The sequence below is a fragment of the Orrella marina genome, from assembly GCF_003058465.1.
Taxonomy (GTDB): Bacteria; Pseudomonadota; Gammaproteobacteria; order Burkholderiales; family Burkholderiaceae_B; genus Algicoccus; species Algicoccus marinus.
Genome location: NZ_CP028901.1, coordinates 1,765,419 through 1,781,262, shown reverse-complemented (window position 1 = coordinate 1,781,262; position 15,844 = coordinate 1,765,419). Strand labels below are relative to the sequence as shown.

At 53.3% G+C, this 15,844-nt stretch carries 10 protein-coding genes, 3 tRNA genes, 1 rRNA gene and 1 pseudogene; 11 read left to right on the top strand and 4 right to left on the bottom strand.

Annotated features, from left to right (window positions below; all coding sequences use genetic code 11):
- Nucleotides 1-4 precede the first annotated feature (4 nt).
- The 3 genes from DBV39_RS07980 to DBV39_RS07970 are packed head-to-tail and all read left to right on the top strand — an operon-like array spanning nt 5 to nt 4,058.
- Entirely contained in the window at nt 5-1,645 is a 1,641-nt protein-coding gene (locus DBV39_RS07980; protein WP_108621080.1) for an ArnT family glycosyltransferase, read from the top strand.
- Nucleotides 1,590-3,326, top strand: a complete 1,737-nt coding sequence (araD, locus tag DBV39_RS07975; protein WP_227870865.1) for an L-arabinonate dehydratase — start codon at nt 1,590-1,592, stop codon at nt 3,324-3,326. Before DBV39_RS07980 ends, araD begins: the two co-directional genes overlap by 56 nt.
- Nucleotides 3,327-3,338: 12 nt before the next feature.
- Nucleotides 3,339-4,058, top strand: coding sequence for a ribonuclease activity regulator RraA (locus tag DBV39_RS07970; protein WP_108621078.1), 720 nt, complete (start codon nt 3,339-3,341; stop codon nt 4,056-4,058).
- Nucleotides 4,059-4,385: 327 nt separating this feature from the next.
- Here the strand turns inward: DBV39_RS07970 and DBV39_RS07965 are convergent, their stop codons facing one another.
- Nucleotides 4,386-5,432: a DUF3089 domain-containing protein gene (locus DBV39_RS07965; RefSeq protein WP_108621077.1), complete on the bottom strand. Its 1,047-nt coding sequence runs from the start codon at nt 5,430-5,432 to the stop codon at nt 4,386-4,388.
- 155 nt (nt 5,433-5,587) lie between these two features.
- On the opposite strand from DBV39_RS07965, the gene DBV39_RS07960 reads away from it, so the two are divergent.
- Nucleotides 5,588-6,760, top strand: coding sequence for an IS4 family transposase (locus DBV39_RS07960; RefSeq protein WP_108621076.1), 1,173 nt, complete (start codon nt 5,588-5,590; stop codon nt 6,758-6,760).
- Nucleotides 6,761-6,808: 48 nt separating this feature from the next.
- On the opposite strand, the gene DBV39_RS07955 is transcribed toward DBV39_RS07960, so the two are convergent.
- The 3 genes and pseudogenes from DBV39_RS07955 to DBV39_RS20615 form a co-directional block, all read right to left on the bottom strand.
- Nucleotides 6,809-8,245, bottom strand: a complete 1,437-nt coding sequence (locus DBV39_RS07955; RefSeq protein WP_227870864.1) for a phospholipase D-like domain-containing protein — start codon at nt 8,243-8,245, stop codon at nt 6,809-6,811.
- 153 nt (nt 8,246-8,398) lie between these two features.
- Nucleotides 8,399-9,154 carry a LysR family transcriptional regulator substrate-binding protein gene (locus tag DBV39_RS07950; protein ID WP_265416048.1) on the bottom strand — a complete coding sequence of 252 codons (756 nt, stop codon included), beginning with the start codon at nt 9,152-9,154 and terminating at the stop codon, nt 8,399-8,401.
- Nucleotides 9,155-9,196: 42 nt separating this feature from the next.
- Nucleotides 9,197-9,343 (bottom strand): annotated as a pseudogene (locus DBV39_RS20615) (LysR family transcriptional regulator); the annotation flags it as partial.
- A gap of 77 nt (nt 9,344-9,420) precedes the next feature.
- Here DBV39_RS20615 and DBV39_RS07945 point away from each other — a divergent pair.
- From DBV39_RS07945 to DBV39_RS07910, 7 genes are all read left to right on the top strand, one after another.
- Nucleotides 9,421-10,410: a Bug family tripartite tricarboxylate transporter substrate binding protein gene (locus DBV39_RS07945; protein WP_159078873.1), complete on the top strand. Its 990-nt coding sequence runs from the start codon at nt 9,421-9,423 to the stop codon at nt 10,408-10,410.
- A gap of 19 nt (nt 10,411-10,429) precedes the next feature.
- On the top strand, nt 10,430-11,203 hold the full coding sequence (locus tag DBV39_RS07940) for an alpha/beta fold hydrolase (protein ID WP_108621073.1): 774 nt from the start codon (nt 10,430-10,432) through the stop codon (nt 11,201-11,203).
- 72 nt (nt 11,204-11,275) lie between these two features.
- Nucleotides 11,276-11,351 (top strand) — tRNA-His (locus DBV39_RS07935).
- Between the two features lie 634 nt (nt 11,352-11,985).
- Nucleotides 11,986-12,360 (top strand): hypothetical protein, encoded by a 375-nt coding sequence (locus tag DBV39_RS07925; RefSeq protein ID WP_108621071.1) that lies wholly within the window; start codon nt 11,986-11,988, stop codon nt 12,358-12,360.
- Between the two features lie 1,463 nt (nt 12,361-13,823).
- A 16S ribosomal RNA gene (locus DBV39_RS07920) occupies nt 13,824-15,353 on the top strand.
- A gap of 128 nt (nt 15,354-15,481) precedes the next feature.
- A tRNA-Ile gene (locus DBV39_RS07915) sits at nt 15,482-15,558 on the top strand.
- A 12-nt stretch (nt 15,559-15,570) separates the two neighbouring features.
- Nucleotides 15,571-15,646: transfer RNA gene (locus tag DBV39_RS07910), tRNA-Ala, on the top strand.
- The last annotated feature ends 198 nt before the right edge of the window (nt 15,647-15,844 follow it).

Sequence of the window (15,844 nt, the reverse complement as noted above, 5' to 3'; positions counted from 1 at the left end):
TCAAGTGTTGGATCAGGTGATTTCAGTGCTGTGCCGGATATGGCGGCGAGCGTGTGAGCCCAGAGCAGTGTTCTGGCTGGCTCCGATAGTGTTCATATGGCTGGCGTTCACAGCCTGGATGCGTCCCTTGCACATTCCGGATGAGGGTCGTTATGTTGGCGTGGCATGGGACATGGTGCGGTTCGACAGCACATGGACACCCTTGCTCAACGGGTTGCCTTATTTCCACAAGCCACCGCTGTTTTACTGGCTAAACGAGTTCAGTTTTCTGCTGTTCGGTGCGCATGAGTGGGCGGCTCGTTTCCCCTCGCTGGTTGTTGGCTGGGCGACCGCAATGGCACTGTTCCTGTTTGTCAGGCGGCACCGTGGTCCGCAGATTGGCCTGGCATCCCTGTTGGTGCTGGTCACGATGCCGTACTTCTTTGGCGCGTCTCAGTACGCGAACCTGGATATGATGGTTGCAGGCATGATCTGTCTGACGATCATGGCGGGAGCCGAAGCCGTTTCAAGGTTGTATCAGGGGCAGCCAGGAGCCCGGGTTTTTGCGGTTTCTACTGGCGTGTTGGCTGCGCTGGCGGTTTTGTCCAAAGGTTTGATCGGCGTAGTTTTGCCAGGTGGTGTCCTGTTTTTCTGGATACTGTTGACAGGCCGCTGGCGTGGCCTGGCCCTGTTGCTCTCATGGCCAGTCTGGGTGGGATTCGCGGTAGTGGGTGTTCCCTGGTTCGCCGCGATGGAGTTCGAATATTCTGGATTCTTGCACTACTTTTTTGTTTACCAGCACTTTGAGCGGTTTGTGTCGAGTGGCTTTAATCAGCAGCAGCCATTCTGGTTCTTCATTCCCGTGATTCTCGGCTTTGGCTTGCCCTGGTCAATATGGCTTGTACGCTATCTCTGGCAACGTGGTCCCATGCAGTTTGACCGGTCATGGCACGGTCTGATGTTGCTGTGGATCGGTGTCATTACAGTGTTTTTCTCTATCCCCGCCTCGAAGCTGATTGGCTATGCCGTTCCTGTTCTGCCGGCCTTGGCCGTGCTCATCGCCGAGGTGATGGTTTCGACCTGGAAAGGATGGTTTGACGGGCGCGATCTGCGCTTGTCTGCTATTACTGGAATGGGGGCTGTGGCGATGTGCATTGGGGCTCTGGTTGGGTTCATGTTCGCCAACGATCACAGCACCGAGTCGGCTGTCAGAACCATGGAGCCCGAGATCAGGCCTGATGATCGCTTTGTAATGGTTGATATCTATCCTTTTGATCTGGCGTTTTACACCCGTAATCCGTATCAGACGTGGGTGGTCTTTGACTGGCCCAACCTGCCTGACGGAGATACCTGGCGAAACGAGCTGGACGAGGCAGGTGAATTTGCGCCGTTACTGACTCAGGATGCGTTGCTTGAACCTGGACAGGTGCTGCCAAGAATGTGCCAAGGACCAGATCGGACTTACTGGTTCGGTGCGCGTCCGGAGGTGGGTGCGACCATGCCCTGGGTTGTTGCCCAGGACGTATTTTATGAGAAGCGCAACGGCGAGACCTTCTGGAAGGTGCCTGTCGATGCGCAGTTTAGAGAGCAGTGGTGCAAGGAGGAAGACATTGAAAAACAAGAAGACACCGCAAACACTCAGGAGCGCCCGATGGTTCGCTCCTGACGATCTGCGTTCGTTCGGGCATCGTTCCCGGGCGATGCAGATGGGTTACGGTCCAGAAGACTGGGCCGGCAAGCCTCTGATCGGGATCATCAATACATGGTCAGACATCAATCCGTGTCATGCTCACTTCAAACACCGGGTTGAGGACATTAAGCGCGGCATCCTGCAGGCGGGCGGGATGCCCATCGAACTGCCAGCGATCTCTCTGGCAGAGCAGTATGTCAAGCCGACAACCATGCTTTATCGCAATATGCTGGCCATGGATACCGAGGAGCTGATCCGGTGTCATCCAGTTGATGGTGTAGTACTCATGGGAGGTTGCGACAAAACCACGCCCGGGTTATTGATGGGTGCAACCAGCGCTGGTCTGCCCATGATCTATTTCCCGGCCGGACCGATGCTTCGAGGTAACTGGCACGGAAAGGTCCTGGGTTCAGGGTCGGATGCATGGAAATACTGGGATGACCGCCGGGCGGGATTGATCAACGACCAGCAATGGCTGGAAATTGAAGGTGGTATCGCTCGCAGTCATGGAACCTGCATGACCATGGGGACAGCCTCGACCATGACGGCGATGGCCGAAACGTTAGGCATGACGCTGCCGGGCGCTTCGTCAATTCCTGCGCCCGATGCCGGGCATGTCCGGATGGCTGCAGCGACTGGCAGGCGAATTGTTGAGATGGTCTGGGAGGATCTGACACCTGATCAGGTGCTTACCCATGATGCGTTTGAGAATGCCATCATTGTTGCGATGGCGATGGGCTGTTCGACCAATGCCATTATCCACTTGATTGCCCAGGCAAGGCGGGCTGGATGCAATATTACGCTAGATGATTTTGACAGGTACAGCCGAATTGTTCCTGTGCTGGCTAACGTGCGACCGAGCGGCGAAACCTATCTGATGGAAGATTTCTTCTATGCGGGAGGCTTGCCAGGCCTGATGTCGCGTCTGCTGGACCATCTGCATCTGGATGCGAAGACTGTGACTGGCCGCTCGCTCCGTGAGAACATCGCTGGTGCAGAGGTATTCCACGATGACGTGATCAGACCGCTTGATAATCCGATCTACAAGGAGGGGGCGCTGGCTGTACTTAGGGGGAATCTGGCTCCCGACGGCTGCGTGATCAAACCTAGCGCCTGTCCGGAGCACTTGCATCAGCACACGGGGCCGGCGCTGGTGTTCGATGATTATCCGTCAATGAAGGCGGTCATTGATAGCGATGATCTCGATGTTACGCCTGATCATGTTCTCGTTTTGCGCAATGCCGGGCCGCTCGGCGGACCTGGCATGCCCGAGTGGGGCATGTTGCCCATGCCCAGAAAATTGCTCAAGCAAGGTGTTCGAGACATGTTGCGGCTTTCCGACGCGCGTATGAGCGGTACCAGCTACGGCGCGTGTGTTCTGCACATTTCGCCAGAGTCCTATGTCGGTGGGCCACTGGCGCTGATCCGCACCGGAGACATGATCACGGTTGATGTGCCAAATCGCACGATCAAGGTCGAAATTTCGGACGAAGAACTAGAGGCCCGCAGGGCGCAGTGGAAGGCACCGGAGCCACGCTATGAGAGAGGCTATGGCTGGATGTTCTCCAAACATATCCAGCAGGCTGACGAGGGGTGTGATTTCGACTTTCTGAGAACAGATTTTGGGCGGCCGGTGGGCGAGCCAGATATTTTTTAAAGGAACTCCGGTATGTATGATGTCAATCCTGACACGCGAGCCCGCCTCATGCGAATCAGTACGGCAACGCTGGCAACGCTACTGTACAAGCGCGGTTTGCGCAATCAGTTCATTCAAGGCGTCACCAGGCTGTCCAGATCCGCCGACAATATGGTGGGACCTGCTTTTACGCTGCGCTACATGCCAGCCAGAGAGGATCGAAACGGGCTGGAAGTGTTTCGCAATCGTGAGCATCCTCAGCGCAAGGCGATAGAGGAGTGCCCGCCTGGAGCCGTCATGGTGTTTGACAGTCGCAAGGATGCTCGAGCGGCGTCCGCGGGAGGTATTCTCGTGAGTCGATTGAAAGAAAGAGGAGTCGCGGGAGTTGTGACTGACGGCGGGTTTAGAGACTCGGCCGAGATTGCCGGGCTCGGCATTCCAGCTTATCAGCAGAAACCTTCGGCTCCGACCAATCTGACGTTGCACGAGGCTATCGACATCAACGTCCCGATTGGCTGTGGTGATGCGCCCGTATTTCCTGGTGATATTCTGGTTGGGGATGCTGATGGAGTGATCGTTATTCCGGCTGGTATAGCGGATGAGGTTGCCGAGCAGGCGCTGGAGATGACGATATTTGAGGATTTCGTGATGGAAACAGTACGTTCAGGGAGATCAATCCTTGGGTTGTATCCACCAACCGACGAACAATCCCTCAAGGACTTTGATGTCTGGCGCCAGAAAAATGGACTTTAAAAACATGTTCTGATCAAGGACCCAGCCTCTGTCGCCAATGATCAAGCGGAGATGGCTGGGTCGCTATCAATTTCACACTGCAAATCACTAGTGTTGAACCGGTCAATTCTTCAGCGAAAGTCAGTATTGATGCGCCTTTCGAGAGACTGATAATCGGAATGAATAGGCCTGCACTCCTAATTATTTGAAATTATTGGAAAGTTAGCGAACAGCAGGTGTGATTCAATAACATATCTTGGTCAGCCGATGGCTCCGGTAGAGGAGTCACGTTTTGATGTGTCGACCAACAAGGACCGTGTTTCTGATGTAAGTGATCAGACGACCGCTTTAGCGTTGTTGTTTGTCAATGTAAGAGTTGATTCGCTTGCGTACGTTTTCGGCCAGGTTGTTAAAAAAGAAAGCGTAGTCGAACCGGTGGAAAACTCCGTGAGACCATCGTCCCAGATTCACCAAATCAATTCGGTCGGACGTTGGTGTTTTCATATCGGTGACAACAAGAACACTTTTGTTTTGGTCAATGTAGGCCCCTGTAAACTGAGGAATCTCTTCAATGAGTTCTCCGGTGGCGTCATTGAAAAACCTTGCGCCGAGGTTGTGCTCAGGTCCGGCCACAGTTGCATCGGTCTCCCAGTTTAGTGGGTTGATCACGACCACTTTTCCTGGGTACAACACAGGGGAGGCTCCTGCACCAGGGCCTTCTGTGTTGTAACTAATGATCACATCATTATCTGTCTCGCCTTTTGCGGGCTTCATCCAGGGATAGGTGCTCAGCTCTTTCGATGGCACGGAATATCCAATCAAATATGCCGCGATTAGACGTTTCTGAAGTTCTTCGTCATCGAACCGCTCTCTCATTAACTGGATCAGTGCCATTGAACCTTGACTGTGTCCGGCGAGCAAAAAAGGGCGATTGTTGTTGAGGTGTTCGAGGTAATATTCAAAAGCTGCTGCAACATCTTGTGCACCCACCTGAAAACGTGGGTCCTGGAACGGATCGTTCCCATCGTTACCTGCCATCATGCTCTGGGTCGCACCTGATTGCTGGCGGTAAAACGGAGCGAAAAGATTAGCGTGCTCCGAGTATACGGATGCCTGAGCTTTGAGAAGGCCGGCAGCATTGGCGCGCAGTGCAGGATCGGATATGTCCATATTTTCTGGCTCAATGTCCGCATAGATCGTCGGGTAAACATAGAAAACGTCAACCGGCTTGTCGACAGTAGAAGGTTTGGCCAGCCACGCGTTTTCCATGCCGTAGTCAGGGGCTTTAGGGGCGTCTCCCGCTTGTGCGGCACCGGCCTGGACATCCTGTGCAATGATGCCAGTTGCCAGGAGAATCGGGATCCCAGCTAAGAGAGTTCGGGTGAGACTTTTCATGGGTTCTCCTCACTAGTGTCCGGCTAATCCGGTCAATTTTTCAGCGAAAGCGAGTACTGATGCGGCTTTCGAGAGGATCTTGCTTGGTGCCGATTTGCAATTGAATTCTTCATTCTTGAGTACTTTCGAAGGAGTAGACCTTTTGGGAGTGACTCATGAACGTCGGCAAGACCTTGTTTGTGCAACTCATGGAGTTCGTGCCCTGGACGAGCTTTGGCCGGATTGTCGTGCGCTACGGTGGCAACACCCGGGTTCGCCGGCTGAACTGTGCAGAGCAATTTCGAGTCATGGCCTTTGCGCAGTTGACGTGGCGAGAAAGTCTGAGAGATATCGAAGTCACACTCGGTGTACATCCCAACAAGCTCTACGGTATGGGCTTTCGTCACATCATTCGTCGCTCGACCCTGGCCGATGCCAACGAGTCTCGGGACTGGCGCATCTGGTCCGATCTTGCCGCGTTGCTGATCAAACGTGCCCGCAAACTCTACAGCGAGACGGATCTGGTCGGCCTCGATCTCAAGAACACAGTCTATGCACTGGACTCCACTACGATCGACCTCTGCCTGAGTCTGTTCGACTGGGCCAGCTTTCGGCAGACCAAAGCAGCGGTCAAGATGCATACACTGCTCGATCTCCGAGGAAGCATCCCGGCTTTCATCCACATCAGCAACGGCAAGATGCACGACGTCAACATGCTCGACGTCATGCCTGTGGAGGCAGGTTCGTTCTATGTCATGGACCGCGGCTACCTCGACTTTGCCCGTCTGTTTGTGATGCATCAGTGCGGCGCGTTCTTTGTCACCCGAGCCAAGTCCAATACCCGGATGCGAAGGATTTACTCGCGGCGTACCAATCGACAGAGTGGTGTCATCTGCGATCAGACGGTGGTGTTCACCGGATTTCTTGCCGCACGACACTATCCAGAGCAACTGCGACGGATCCGGTTCAAAGATCCCACGACGGGCAAAACGCTGGTCTTTCTGACCAACAACTTTGCACTCGCGCCCCTGACGATTGTTACGCTCTACAAGAATCGCTGGCAGGTCGAACTGTTCTTCAAGTGGATCAAGCAACACCTCAGAATCAAGAAATTCCTGGGCAACAGCGAGAACGCAGTCAAGACGCAGATCGGGTGCGCTGTCTCGACCTACGTACTGATCGCTATGGTGAAAAAGGAACTTCAAATTGAGGCCTCACTCTACACTTTGCTACAGATTCTGTCGGTGTCTGTCTTCGAGAAAACCCAGCTTTTATGCGCCTTTCGAGAGACTGGTGACCAGAATGAACAGACCGACTTTCCTAAGCAACTGAAAGTATTCGAAAGTTAACCAACGGACAGTAGTGATTGCAAATGAAATGCAAAAGTATTCCCCATGTCACAGATAGGGTGATGCAAGCCAGATCAGCCGGTTGCGTAGCTGGATACTGAATGGCTTTGAGCGTAACGATTCGAGAGTGACCCGGTTGGATGTTTCGATTGTTTCGTCAATCCGGCTTTCAATGGTGTGCGCCATCTGCTGGTCGTACATCTCCAGGTCCAGTTCGAAATTTAGGCGAAGACTGCGCGGGTCCAGATTGGAAGATCCTGCATAACTCCACAGTCCATCAACAGCCATCAGCTTTGAGTGGTCGAACGTTCCGGTGGATTTCCATATGCGGACTCCCGCACCCACAAGCTGATCGAGCTGCGCGTCCATGGCGGCGCTGACTAGCTTGAGGTTGTTGTTGCCCGGGATCACTACGTCGACAATCACGCCACGGCGAGCAGCTGTAACGAGTGCGCCGATTAGTACGATGTCTGGCAGGAAGTACGGTGATTGAATCCTTACGTGATGTTGTGCCACAGATAGAGCGGCCATGACCATGCTCTGGTTAGCGCCTAGCGTTCTGTCAGGCCCGGACGTGACAACCCTGACGGGAGTATTGGCATCCTGGACCACGTTGTTAACTGAGTTGAACCACTGGACGCCATCGAGTCGCTCTTTGGTTGTGAATTCCCATTCGTGCGCAAAGCTGTCCATGAGTTGCCGGGTTGCGGGGCCTCGGATACGAAAATGCGTGTCGCGCGTCATCTTGTTCTGGCCAAATTCTGTCGTAAACCCCTCTCTGATGTTCATGCCTCCTGCAAGTGCAAGTTCACCGTCGATAACGAGCAGCTTTCTGTGGCTTCGCAGGTTCGCGTACGCCAGTCTCATACCAATGGCGGTTGGCAGAAATCTGGCTGTTGGAACACCGCCCTTCATGAGCATGCGCGTAATGGGTGGACGTGAATACTTTGCGCCGACCGCATCAATCAGTACCCGGATCTCGACCCCGCGGTTGTGTGCGTCAATCAACGCCTGTGCTATCCGTACACCCATGCGGTCATGGTCAAAAATGTAGCTCTGCATGGCTATCGACTTTTTTGCGTCCGCGATAGCTTCAAGCATGGCAGGGTATGTCTGATCACCACCGTCCAGAAGCTCCACGGAGTTCCCTCGAAGCAGTTTGTAACGGGCAATGCTGTCGCCAGCGCGACGCAGTGCAGCGAATTCGTGCGGCCATTCAGGTAAAGACTGCTTGATGACAAGTCTCTCGATGAGCATCAGGTCATGATCTTGCAGCACTCTTTGCTGTGATACCCGCTCTTGACGAATCCGGTTGATGCCAGCAAAGAAATAAAAAAGCGCACCGAGCAAAGGTGAGAAGATGACAATGGCTACCCAGCCGATTGCTGCCCGCACGTCTTGCTTTGTCATGGCGGCGTGAATGGTGGCTGCGGTGCTCGCCGCGAGTGACAGCACCAGAATGATGTGAGGCCAGTACTCTTGCAAGTTCAATGGTGTCCTTCAGGTGAAAAACTCCGGGGATCAACGAGGGAAGCTCGTGTTTTGATCGACTCCGCCATTGTCGCGCATTATCTCCGTTGTGTGGCAGGATCCGCGTCAGGATGTCGCGACTGACGGGTTGTGTCTTGGCTGCTGACCCTATGGTTCGACCGTGACTCCGCAGATTGAGGGGGTTGACAGTTTGTGGCGGTAGATTTCGTCCCAGACAATCATCGCCGGTGGAGAAAGAGTCCGGCTTTGTTTTCTGAACAGTTGTATGCGTCTTGACAGTCGCGGGTCGGAAAAGAGTTTGAAGCCAATGCGTGGGTTATCGATGAAATGATAGGTCAGTGCGGTGAGAACAGAGACACCCAGGTTCTCCATCAGCGCTGAAATCAAGAGGGTAGGGTTCGACACCCTCATAGATGGCTCGGTCACAGAGGCTGGCGCCGATTTGTGGCTTGCAAGAATCTGGTCGATCAAAGTGTTCTCTGTCAACCCGACAAAACTCAGTCCCTCGAGGTCCTGAATATCGATTGCGTCCCTGTTTTGTGTGAGCAACCTGTGATCTGCGGATGCAACTAAACCGAGCCTGTCCACAAATAGGGCCCAGCAGTCTAGCTCCGCTTCGTGTTCCGGATTGATGGAGCCAATTCCGAAATCAGCACTGCCGCTTTGGATTTCATCGAATATCTCTTTTGCTCCACCCTCAGTCAATGAAACTTTGACTTTCGGATATCGCTCGCGCATGCCAGCCAGGTTCGGTATGACGATGCCTTTCAGGGCCGCGGGTGATCCTGCAATTTTCACCCATCCATCCCCGACAATTCCCTCGTGAATCCGCTGCAGGGAGTGATCGAGATCGCCGAGGATTTCCTCGATGTCATCGAAGAACTGCTCGCCTACTAGGGTCAAGGTGACTTTGCGCGTTGTTGGATCAAAGAGCCTTGCTCCGAGAGTTGATTCCAGTTGTTTTATTAACTCGGAAAGCGCTGACGGCGTTATGTGCAACGCTCTGGCTGCAAGTGTGAAAGACCTTGCTCGTGCCACGCTGCGAAACGCCCTCAATTGACGGAGAGTTAGATTGTTTGGATTTATGCCCATAATTGATCAAATTATATTGATTGTCTGGCATTGTTTGCATGAATAGACTACGAGGAACAAATATAGGAGGCGACAACATGAAATCCAGAATGCACCGCATAGCCACGCTTATCTCTTCGGCGTTAGTTGTCAGTGTTTCGTTTTGCGCGAGCGCCAGTTCATCAGCGGATCATTATCCGGAACGCCCCGTCAGAATGATTGTTCCGTTTGGGCCCGGAAGTACGCCAGATGTCTTGACTCGTGATCTGGCTGGAAGACTCTCGAAGGAGCTTGGTCAGAACTTTGTGGTTGAGAATATTTCGGGAGCGAGTGGCATGGTCGGTACCCAGGCGGTTGCAAGGTCCAGGCCCGATGGCTATACCTTGCTTTCCGGCACTGTCGGAATCCTGTCGGTAAATCAATTCTTGTATGACAAGATTCCCTATGACATCGAAGAAGACTTCACATCGGTGTCGTTGTTCACGACAAACCCTAATGTTCTGGCAGTGCCGGCAGACTCTCCGTTCAGTTCGGTTCAGGATCTTGTTGGTGCAGCGAAGGCCGCACCTGACTCTTTGAACTATGGATCTTCAGGAAACGGGACGTCCTTGCATTTGGCTGCCGAGTTGTTGAAGGATGCGGCAGGAATCTCCGTTGCTCACATTCCATACACCAAAGGGGTGATGCAAGATCTGGCTGCTGGTCGACTTGATTTTGTGTTCTATCACATCTCTGGAACAGTCCCACTGGTTGATGCCGGGAAAGTAAAGATCCTTGCCGTCGCAACGCCGGAGCGGTTTCCTCTGCTTCCAGATGTTCCGACTTTCAAGGAAGAAGGTTTCGACAACTTTGATGTGTCTGGGTGGATGGGGATCATGGCGCCCGCCGGAACGCCGCCTGAGATTATCGTCAAACTCGAAAAGGCCATTGGAAAGGTGACTTCAGACCCTCAATGGCGGGAGAGTCTGACCAGGCAGGGCATTGTGGTCGTCGGATCTGGCCCGCAGCAACTGGATGAGTTCACAAAGGCGGAGCGTGCGAAGTGGGGGCGTTTGATCCAGAGCAACAGAATCAGACTTGAACAGTGACTTTTTTAGGATTGGTTGGATGCACTTGGAAGAATTCTATGTTCGGTCCAGAGATGGCGTTGCCATTCAGTGTTTTGCTCACGGCTGCGGCGAACCCGTCTTACTGGTGCATGGCTTGCAACGGTGTGCGGATATATGGTTCCCTTTGATTGGCCTTCTCCCTGGTAACTTCAGGTATGTGATGCCTAACTTAAGGGGGCGAGGTGGGTCAGGTTGTCCTGATGATCCAGAGTCGTATTTGTTGGAGAGGTTTGTAGACGACGCGGAGGCGGTAGTAATGGAAATGGATCAACCTGTCTCAATTCTAGGATGGAGCATGGGTGCTTCGGTTGGTTGGGGTTTGTCGGGCAGATCAGTCGCCAGTCGGGTCGCCCGCTGGATCTTTGTTTCAGGCTCGCCTGATTCAGTTAACTCCCGACGGCTGTTCCCTGATCTGACTCCGGCCGACTTGCAGCGTGCCGTGGGTCGCAGAGTGCCAGCGGATGGCATGGTGAATGTGTGTTCGGTAGATGTTGCGATTTCTGCCTGGAAGGGGTTCAGAGACGTAGACTTCTTGACTGCGCCTCCGGTGCTCAACGCGCCGAGTCTGATCATTCACGGGGACAAGGACAGGGATTGTCCAGTTGACGCAGTCGTCGATCTGGCTCGCCTTACCGGAAGCGAGTTGGTGCGCTTCGAAGGGGCGGGGCATAGTCCTATGAAGGATGAGCCAGAGTTGTTTGTCAAAGTGGTCAGTGAGTTTCTGCTCCGATCTGCACGATGCACTTCAGTCGAATCCTGTGCTTCAGCCTGATTTGGTCAACAGTTCTGGTGCACTCGATTTTATTGTTTCTGGAATCGTGCTAGAATTCTGTTTCTTTCAGCGGTGACTGTAGCTCAGTTGGTAGAGTCCCGGATTGTGATTCCGGTTGTCGTGGGTTCGAGCCCCATCAGTCACCCCAAAAAATTCAAGCAAAACGCCAATCTAATCAGGTTGGCTTTTTTGTTTCTGGATGCGTTTAAGCGTCTTGAAAGCAGATTCGGGAGTGGTCTCTCGTCCGTAAAGTTCTTCACCGAGCGGGGCAGTATTCTTCAAGTCTTCATGACATCGGTTGCCCTCGCCGGTGGTTAACTGCCGTGCCGGTTCTCTCGCTGTTTTGGCAGTTCCGGTTGTCAGGCTTGCTGGGTTAAGCTTCTGTCAACAATACCCGCCAAGGCTATGCCCATCTGGGTACCCTCAAACTGGCAGGTTACTCCTTTTAAGGAAGCGAAAGTCGAGTTTCTGGCATTCACCAATGCCTGCTCGTACTCGGTCTGTTCTTGCAGGCTTATCGCCAGTCACCGTAAACTTTTCTCCAGGCAGTTTCGGAACCGATTGTGCATTTGATCTGCGTGTGCGACATGCCTCGTCCGGATCATATTGCACTTGTCTGGTGCGGCAGGAATTTTGTCTCCTCCGTGGCAGAGGAGACCGAACCGACCCTCCTGGTGCAGCGATTGAGGAGTCCGGAAAGCGATCAATGTGCTTGGGCCTGTGTTGGGGTAAAGTTTTTTTTGTTGTAGGATCCTCCCCAACGATCGGTCAAGGAGAGGGACATGTATGAGTCGCGTTCTGAGGGGGTCATCACGAGAGGGCGGTTTGTGGTGCGCATGTTCATCCACGTGGTGTTGGCCTTCGCCTTTATCCTGGTCTCTCTGTTGTGCAGCATACTGGGTTACATGTGGATTGAAGAGGGCGTCAAGTGGTATGACGCTGCGCTGAATATGGCGATGATTGCCAGCGGCATTGGGCCGACCATGTTGCCGGTCACTGTGGAAGGTAAGGTTTTTTTGGCGCTTTATGGTGCGTATACGAGTGTTGTGTTCGTTGCCATTCTGGGTCTGTTGATGGCTCCGATTCTGCACAGAATCCTTCATGTGTTTCACCTTGATGATGATGCGAATGAGGGAAATGATGAGAACCAGGGATGAGTAGCTGGGCAGTTAGTGTCTGCGTTGCTGTCTGACTGCCAGCAATGCTAGCTCCGGCTAGCGCAAGTCATTGGTTAAGGCTGATGTGGATTTGACTGCCTGGCTCTGGGCTTCCCTGGACACTGCGGCTGGCGCCTGTGCTAATTGATAGATGAGGGCGATTGGACCGAAGGCGTTCAAAATGCAGAGTCCAACAGGTGCTTGCTTGTGAACACTTGCCCGCGCATTCCCCTTGCTAGTCCGACTGGTTCGCGTGCGAACCTTTAATGCGAAGCCGACCGGACACTGGCGGGCAGAGCGGGCCAGTGTGGTTTGAGGCTGTCATAGGAAAGTTGCTCGCTATCGATGCAGCCGGAATAGATCATTGCAGAACCCCCGGCGAACTGTGCGACCTCTTTGCAGTAAGTTTCCGGATCGAGTCTTGGAATCGTTTGTGCACAGGCGAGAGAGGTGATCGTGCGGAGGCAGCCAAACAAGAGCGAGTGAATAGTTCTCTTGTTTATCGGAGTTGTGTTCCTGACTTTGTCTGGAAAGAAACTAAATTATCCTCAAATTGAGGTGTGTGTAAAGGACGGTGCTTGATCCGGGCCCGATCGTCAAGGAAGACTACGGCAAGGGGCTCGCACTTGGCGGATGTTGTGTGAACCTGGTTGAACACGCCATGTCGGATTTTTTCAATCAGACTTGATGGTCTGTGTCGATATATTGTTCACACAAGAATGCGCATCGATTGCTGCGTCTTCGGGCAAAGCCGTAAACTGGTCTGCGACGGCTGTGAGCCGCAGCGAAATAAGGTGACAATTTTTGCGGCAATTGCCCCGGGTCCAGAATACATTGTTCGAACTGTGACAATAGTACATGCCCAGCAAACGAACGGTCCTGCGCGATAGTCGTGCATGACAGGCGCCGAAAACGGGCATGTTTGCCATGACTGTTAAAAAAGGGTTATGATCTGATTTGTGACAACTTGATGTCAGTCACGTGCAGGAAATAAAATTTTTGATGTCTGGCAGGTTGATTTGACAGCAAGAAAAAAGAGGTTCATAATCTCGCTTCTTTGCTGAACGAACAAACGAACGGACAGCGGGAAGTGCGAGGCGGCGGTGCTGTAAAAGCGCCGAACGCGGTCAGAAAAAGCAGTAACTTCTGGCAAATCGCAGTAAGTTGCAGGATCTTCCGGAGTGTGTTATAATTCTGGAATCGACAGGAAGTCGAGACGCTCTTTAACAATTGAACAACCGATAAGTGTGGGCAGCTGATATCGCTGACGACCTTTGAAGTGTTGGCTGGTGCTGCGCAAGTGGTGCCGGGCGATGCTGGAGTCATCAAGCAATAGAAGTGTGCTCACATTGAAGCAAGGTAAGGAAGTCTGGAGCTTTAGGGCTTTAGGCACCTTGTCAAGCTTTTGAGTACAAGCGCCGTACGGGCAGAGCGATCTGTCAGTATGGAGTAATACAGAGATTAAACTGAAGAGTTTGATCCTGGCTCAGATTGAACGCTAGCGGGATGCTTTACACATGCAAGTCGAACGGCAGCGCGGACTTCGGTCTGGCGGCGAGTGGCGAACGGGTGAGTAATGTATCGGAACGTACCCAGTAGCGGGGGATAACTACTCGAAAGAGTGGCTAATACCGCATACGCCCTACGGGGGAAAGGGGGGGATCGCAAGACCTCTCACTATTGGAGCGGCCGATATCGGATTAGCTAGTTGGTGGGGTAAAGGCCTACCAAGGCAACGATCCGTAGCTGGTTTGAGAGGACGACCAGCCACACTGGGACTGAGACACGGCCCAGACTCCTACGGGAGGCAGCAGTGGGGAATTTTGGACAATGGGGGCAACCCTGATCCAGCCATCCCGCGTGTGCGACGAAGGCCTTCGGGTTGTAAAGCACTTTTGGCAGGAAAGAAATCGCCCGGGCTAACACTCCGGGTGGATGACGGTACCTGCAGAATAAGCACCGGCTAACTACGTGCCAGCAGCCGCGGTAATACGTAGGGTGCAAGCGTTAATCGGAATTACTGGGCGTAAAGCGTGCGCAGGCGGTTCGGAAAGAAAGATGTGAAATCCCAGGGCTTAACCTTGGAACTGCATTTTTAACTACCGGGCTAGAGTGCGTCAGAGGGGGTGGAATTCCGCGTGTAGCAGTGAAATGCGTAGATATGCGGAGGAACACCGATGGCGAAGGCAGCCCCCTGGGATGACACTGACGCTCATGCACGAAAGCGTGGGGAGCAAACAGGATTAGATACCCTGGTAGTCCACGCCCTAAACGATGTCAACTAGCTGTTGGGGCCTTCGGGCCTTGGTAGCGCAGCTAACGCGTGAAGTTGACCGCCTGGGGAGTACGGTCGCAAGATTAAAACTCAAAGGAATTGACGGGGACCCGCACAAGCGGTGGATGATGTGGATTAATTCGATGCAACGCGAAAAACCTTACCTACCCTTGACATGTCTGGAATCCCGAAGAGATTTGGGAGTGCTCGCAAGAGAACCGGAACACAGGTGCTGCATGGCTGTCGTCAGCTCGTGTCGTGAGATGTTGGGTTAAGTCCCGCAACGAGCGCAACCCTTGTCATTAGTTGCTACGAAAGGGCACTCTAATGAGACTGCCGGTGACAAACCGGAGGAAGGTGGGGATGACGTCAAGTCCTCATGGCCCTTATGGGTAGGGCTTCACACGTCATACAATGGTCGGGACAGAGGGTTGCCAACCCGCGAGGGGGAGCTAATCCCAGAAACCCGATCGTAGTCCGGATTGCAGTCTGCAACTCGACTGCATGAAGTCGGAATCGCTAGTAATCGCGGATCAGAATGTCGCGGTGAATACGTTCCCGGGTCTTGTACACACCGCCCGTCACACCATGGGAGTGGGTTTCACCAGAAGTAGTTAGCCTAACCGCAAGGAGGGCGATTACCACGGTGGGATTCATGACTGGGGTGAAGTCGTAACAAGGTAGCCGTATCGGAAGGTGCGGCTGGATCACCTCCTTTAAGAGAAAGGCTCTGGTGTTGGACTGGATGTAGGTTCAGTGCAGTGCGCCAGGGGGAGTTGGCAAGTTAGCTGTTCACACTTATCGGTTGTTCGGATGTTCAAAGGGTTAAGAGATGCTGGGTCGGTTGGGTCTGTAGCTCAGTCGGTTAGAGCACCGTCTTGATAAGGCGGGGGTCGTTGGTTCGAATCCAACCAGACCCACCAAGATCGGGTACTGGGGGATTAGCTCAGCTGGGAGAGCACCTGCTTTGCAAGCAGGGGGTCGTCGGTTCGATCCCGTCATCCTCCACCAACACCAGTGTGTAGAGCTGAGGTGTTTTAGGCAAGTGTGCTATAGTGGCGGGCTTGGCTAGAGATTTCATCTCTGCGTACTGTGCAGAGGGCTGTTGTAGTGCGGCAAGTCAGGCGAGAGTCGGGTTTGCGGTGAAGCGGCAGCACTTTGCGTAGTCGAGAGACTTAACACTTTGTTCTTTAACAATCAGGAAGAAGC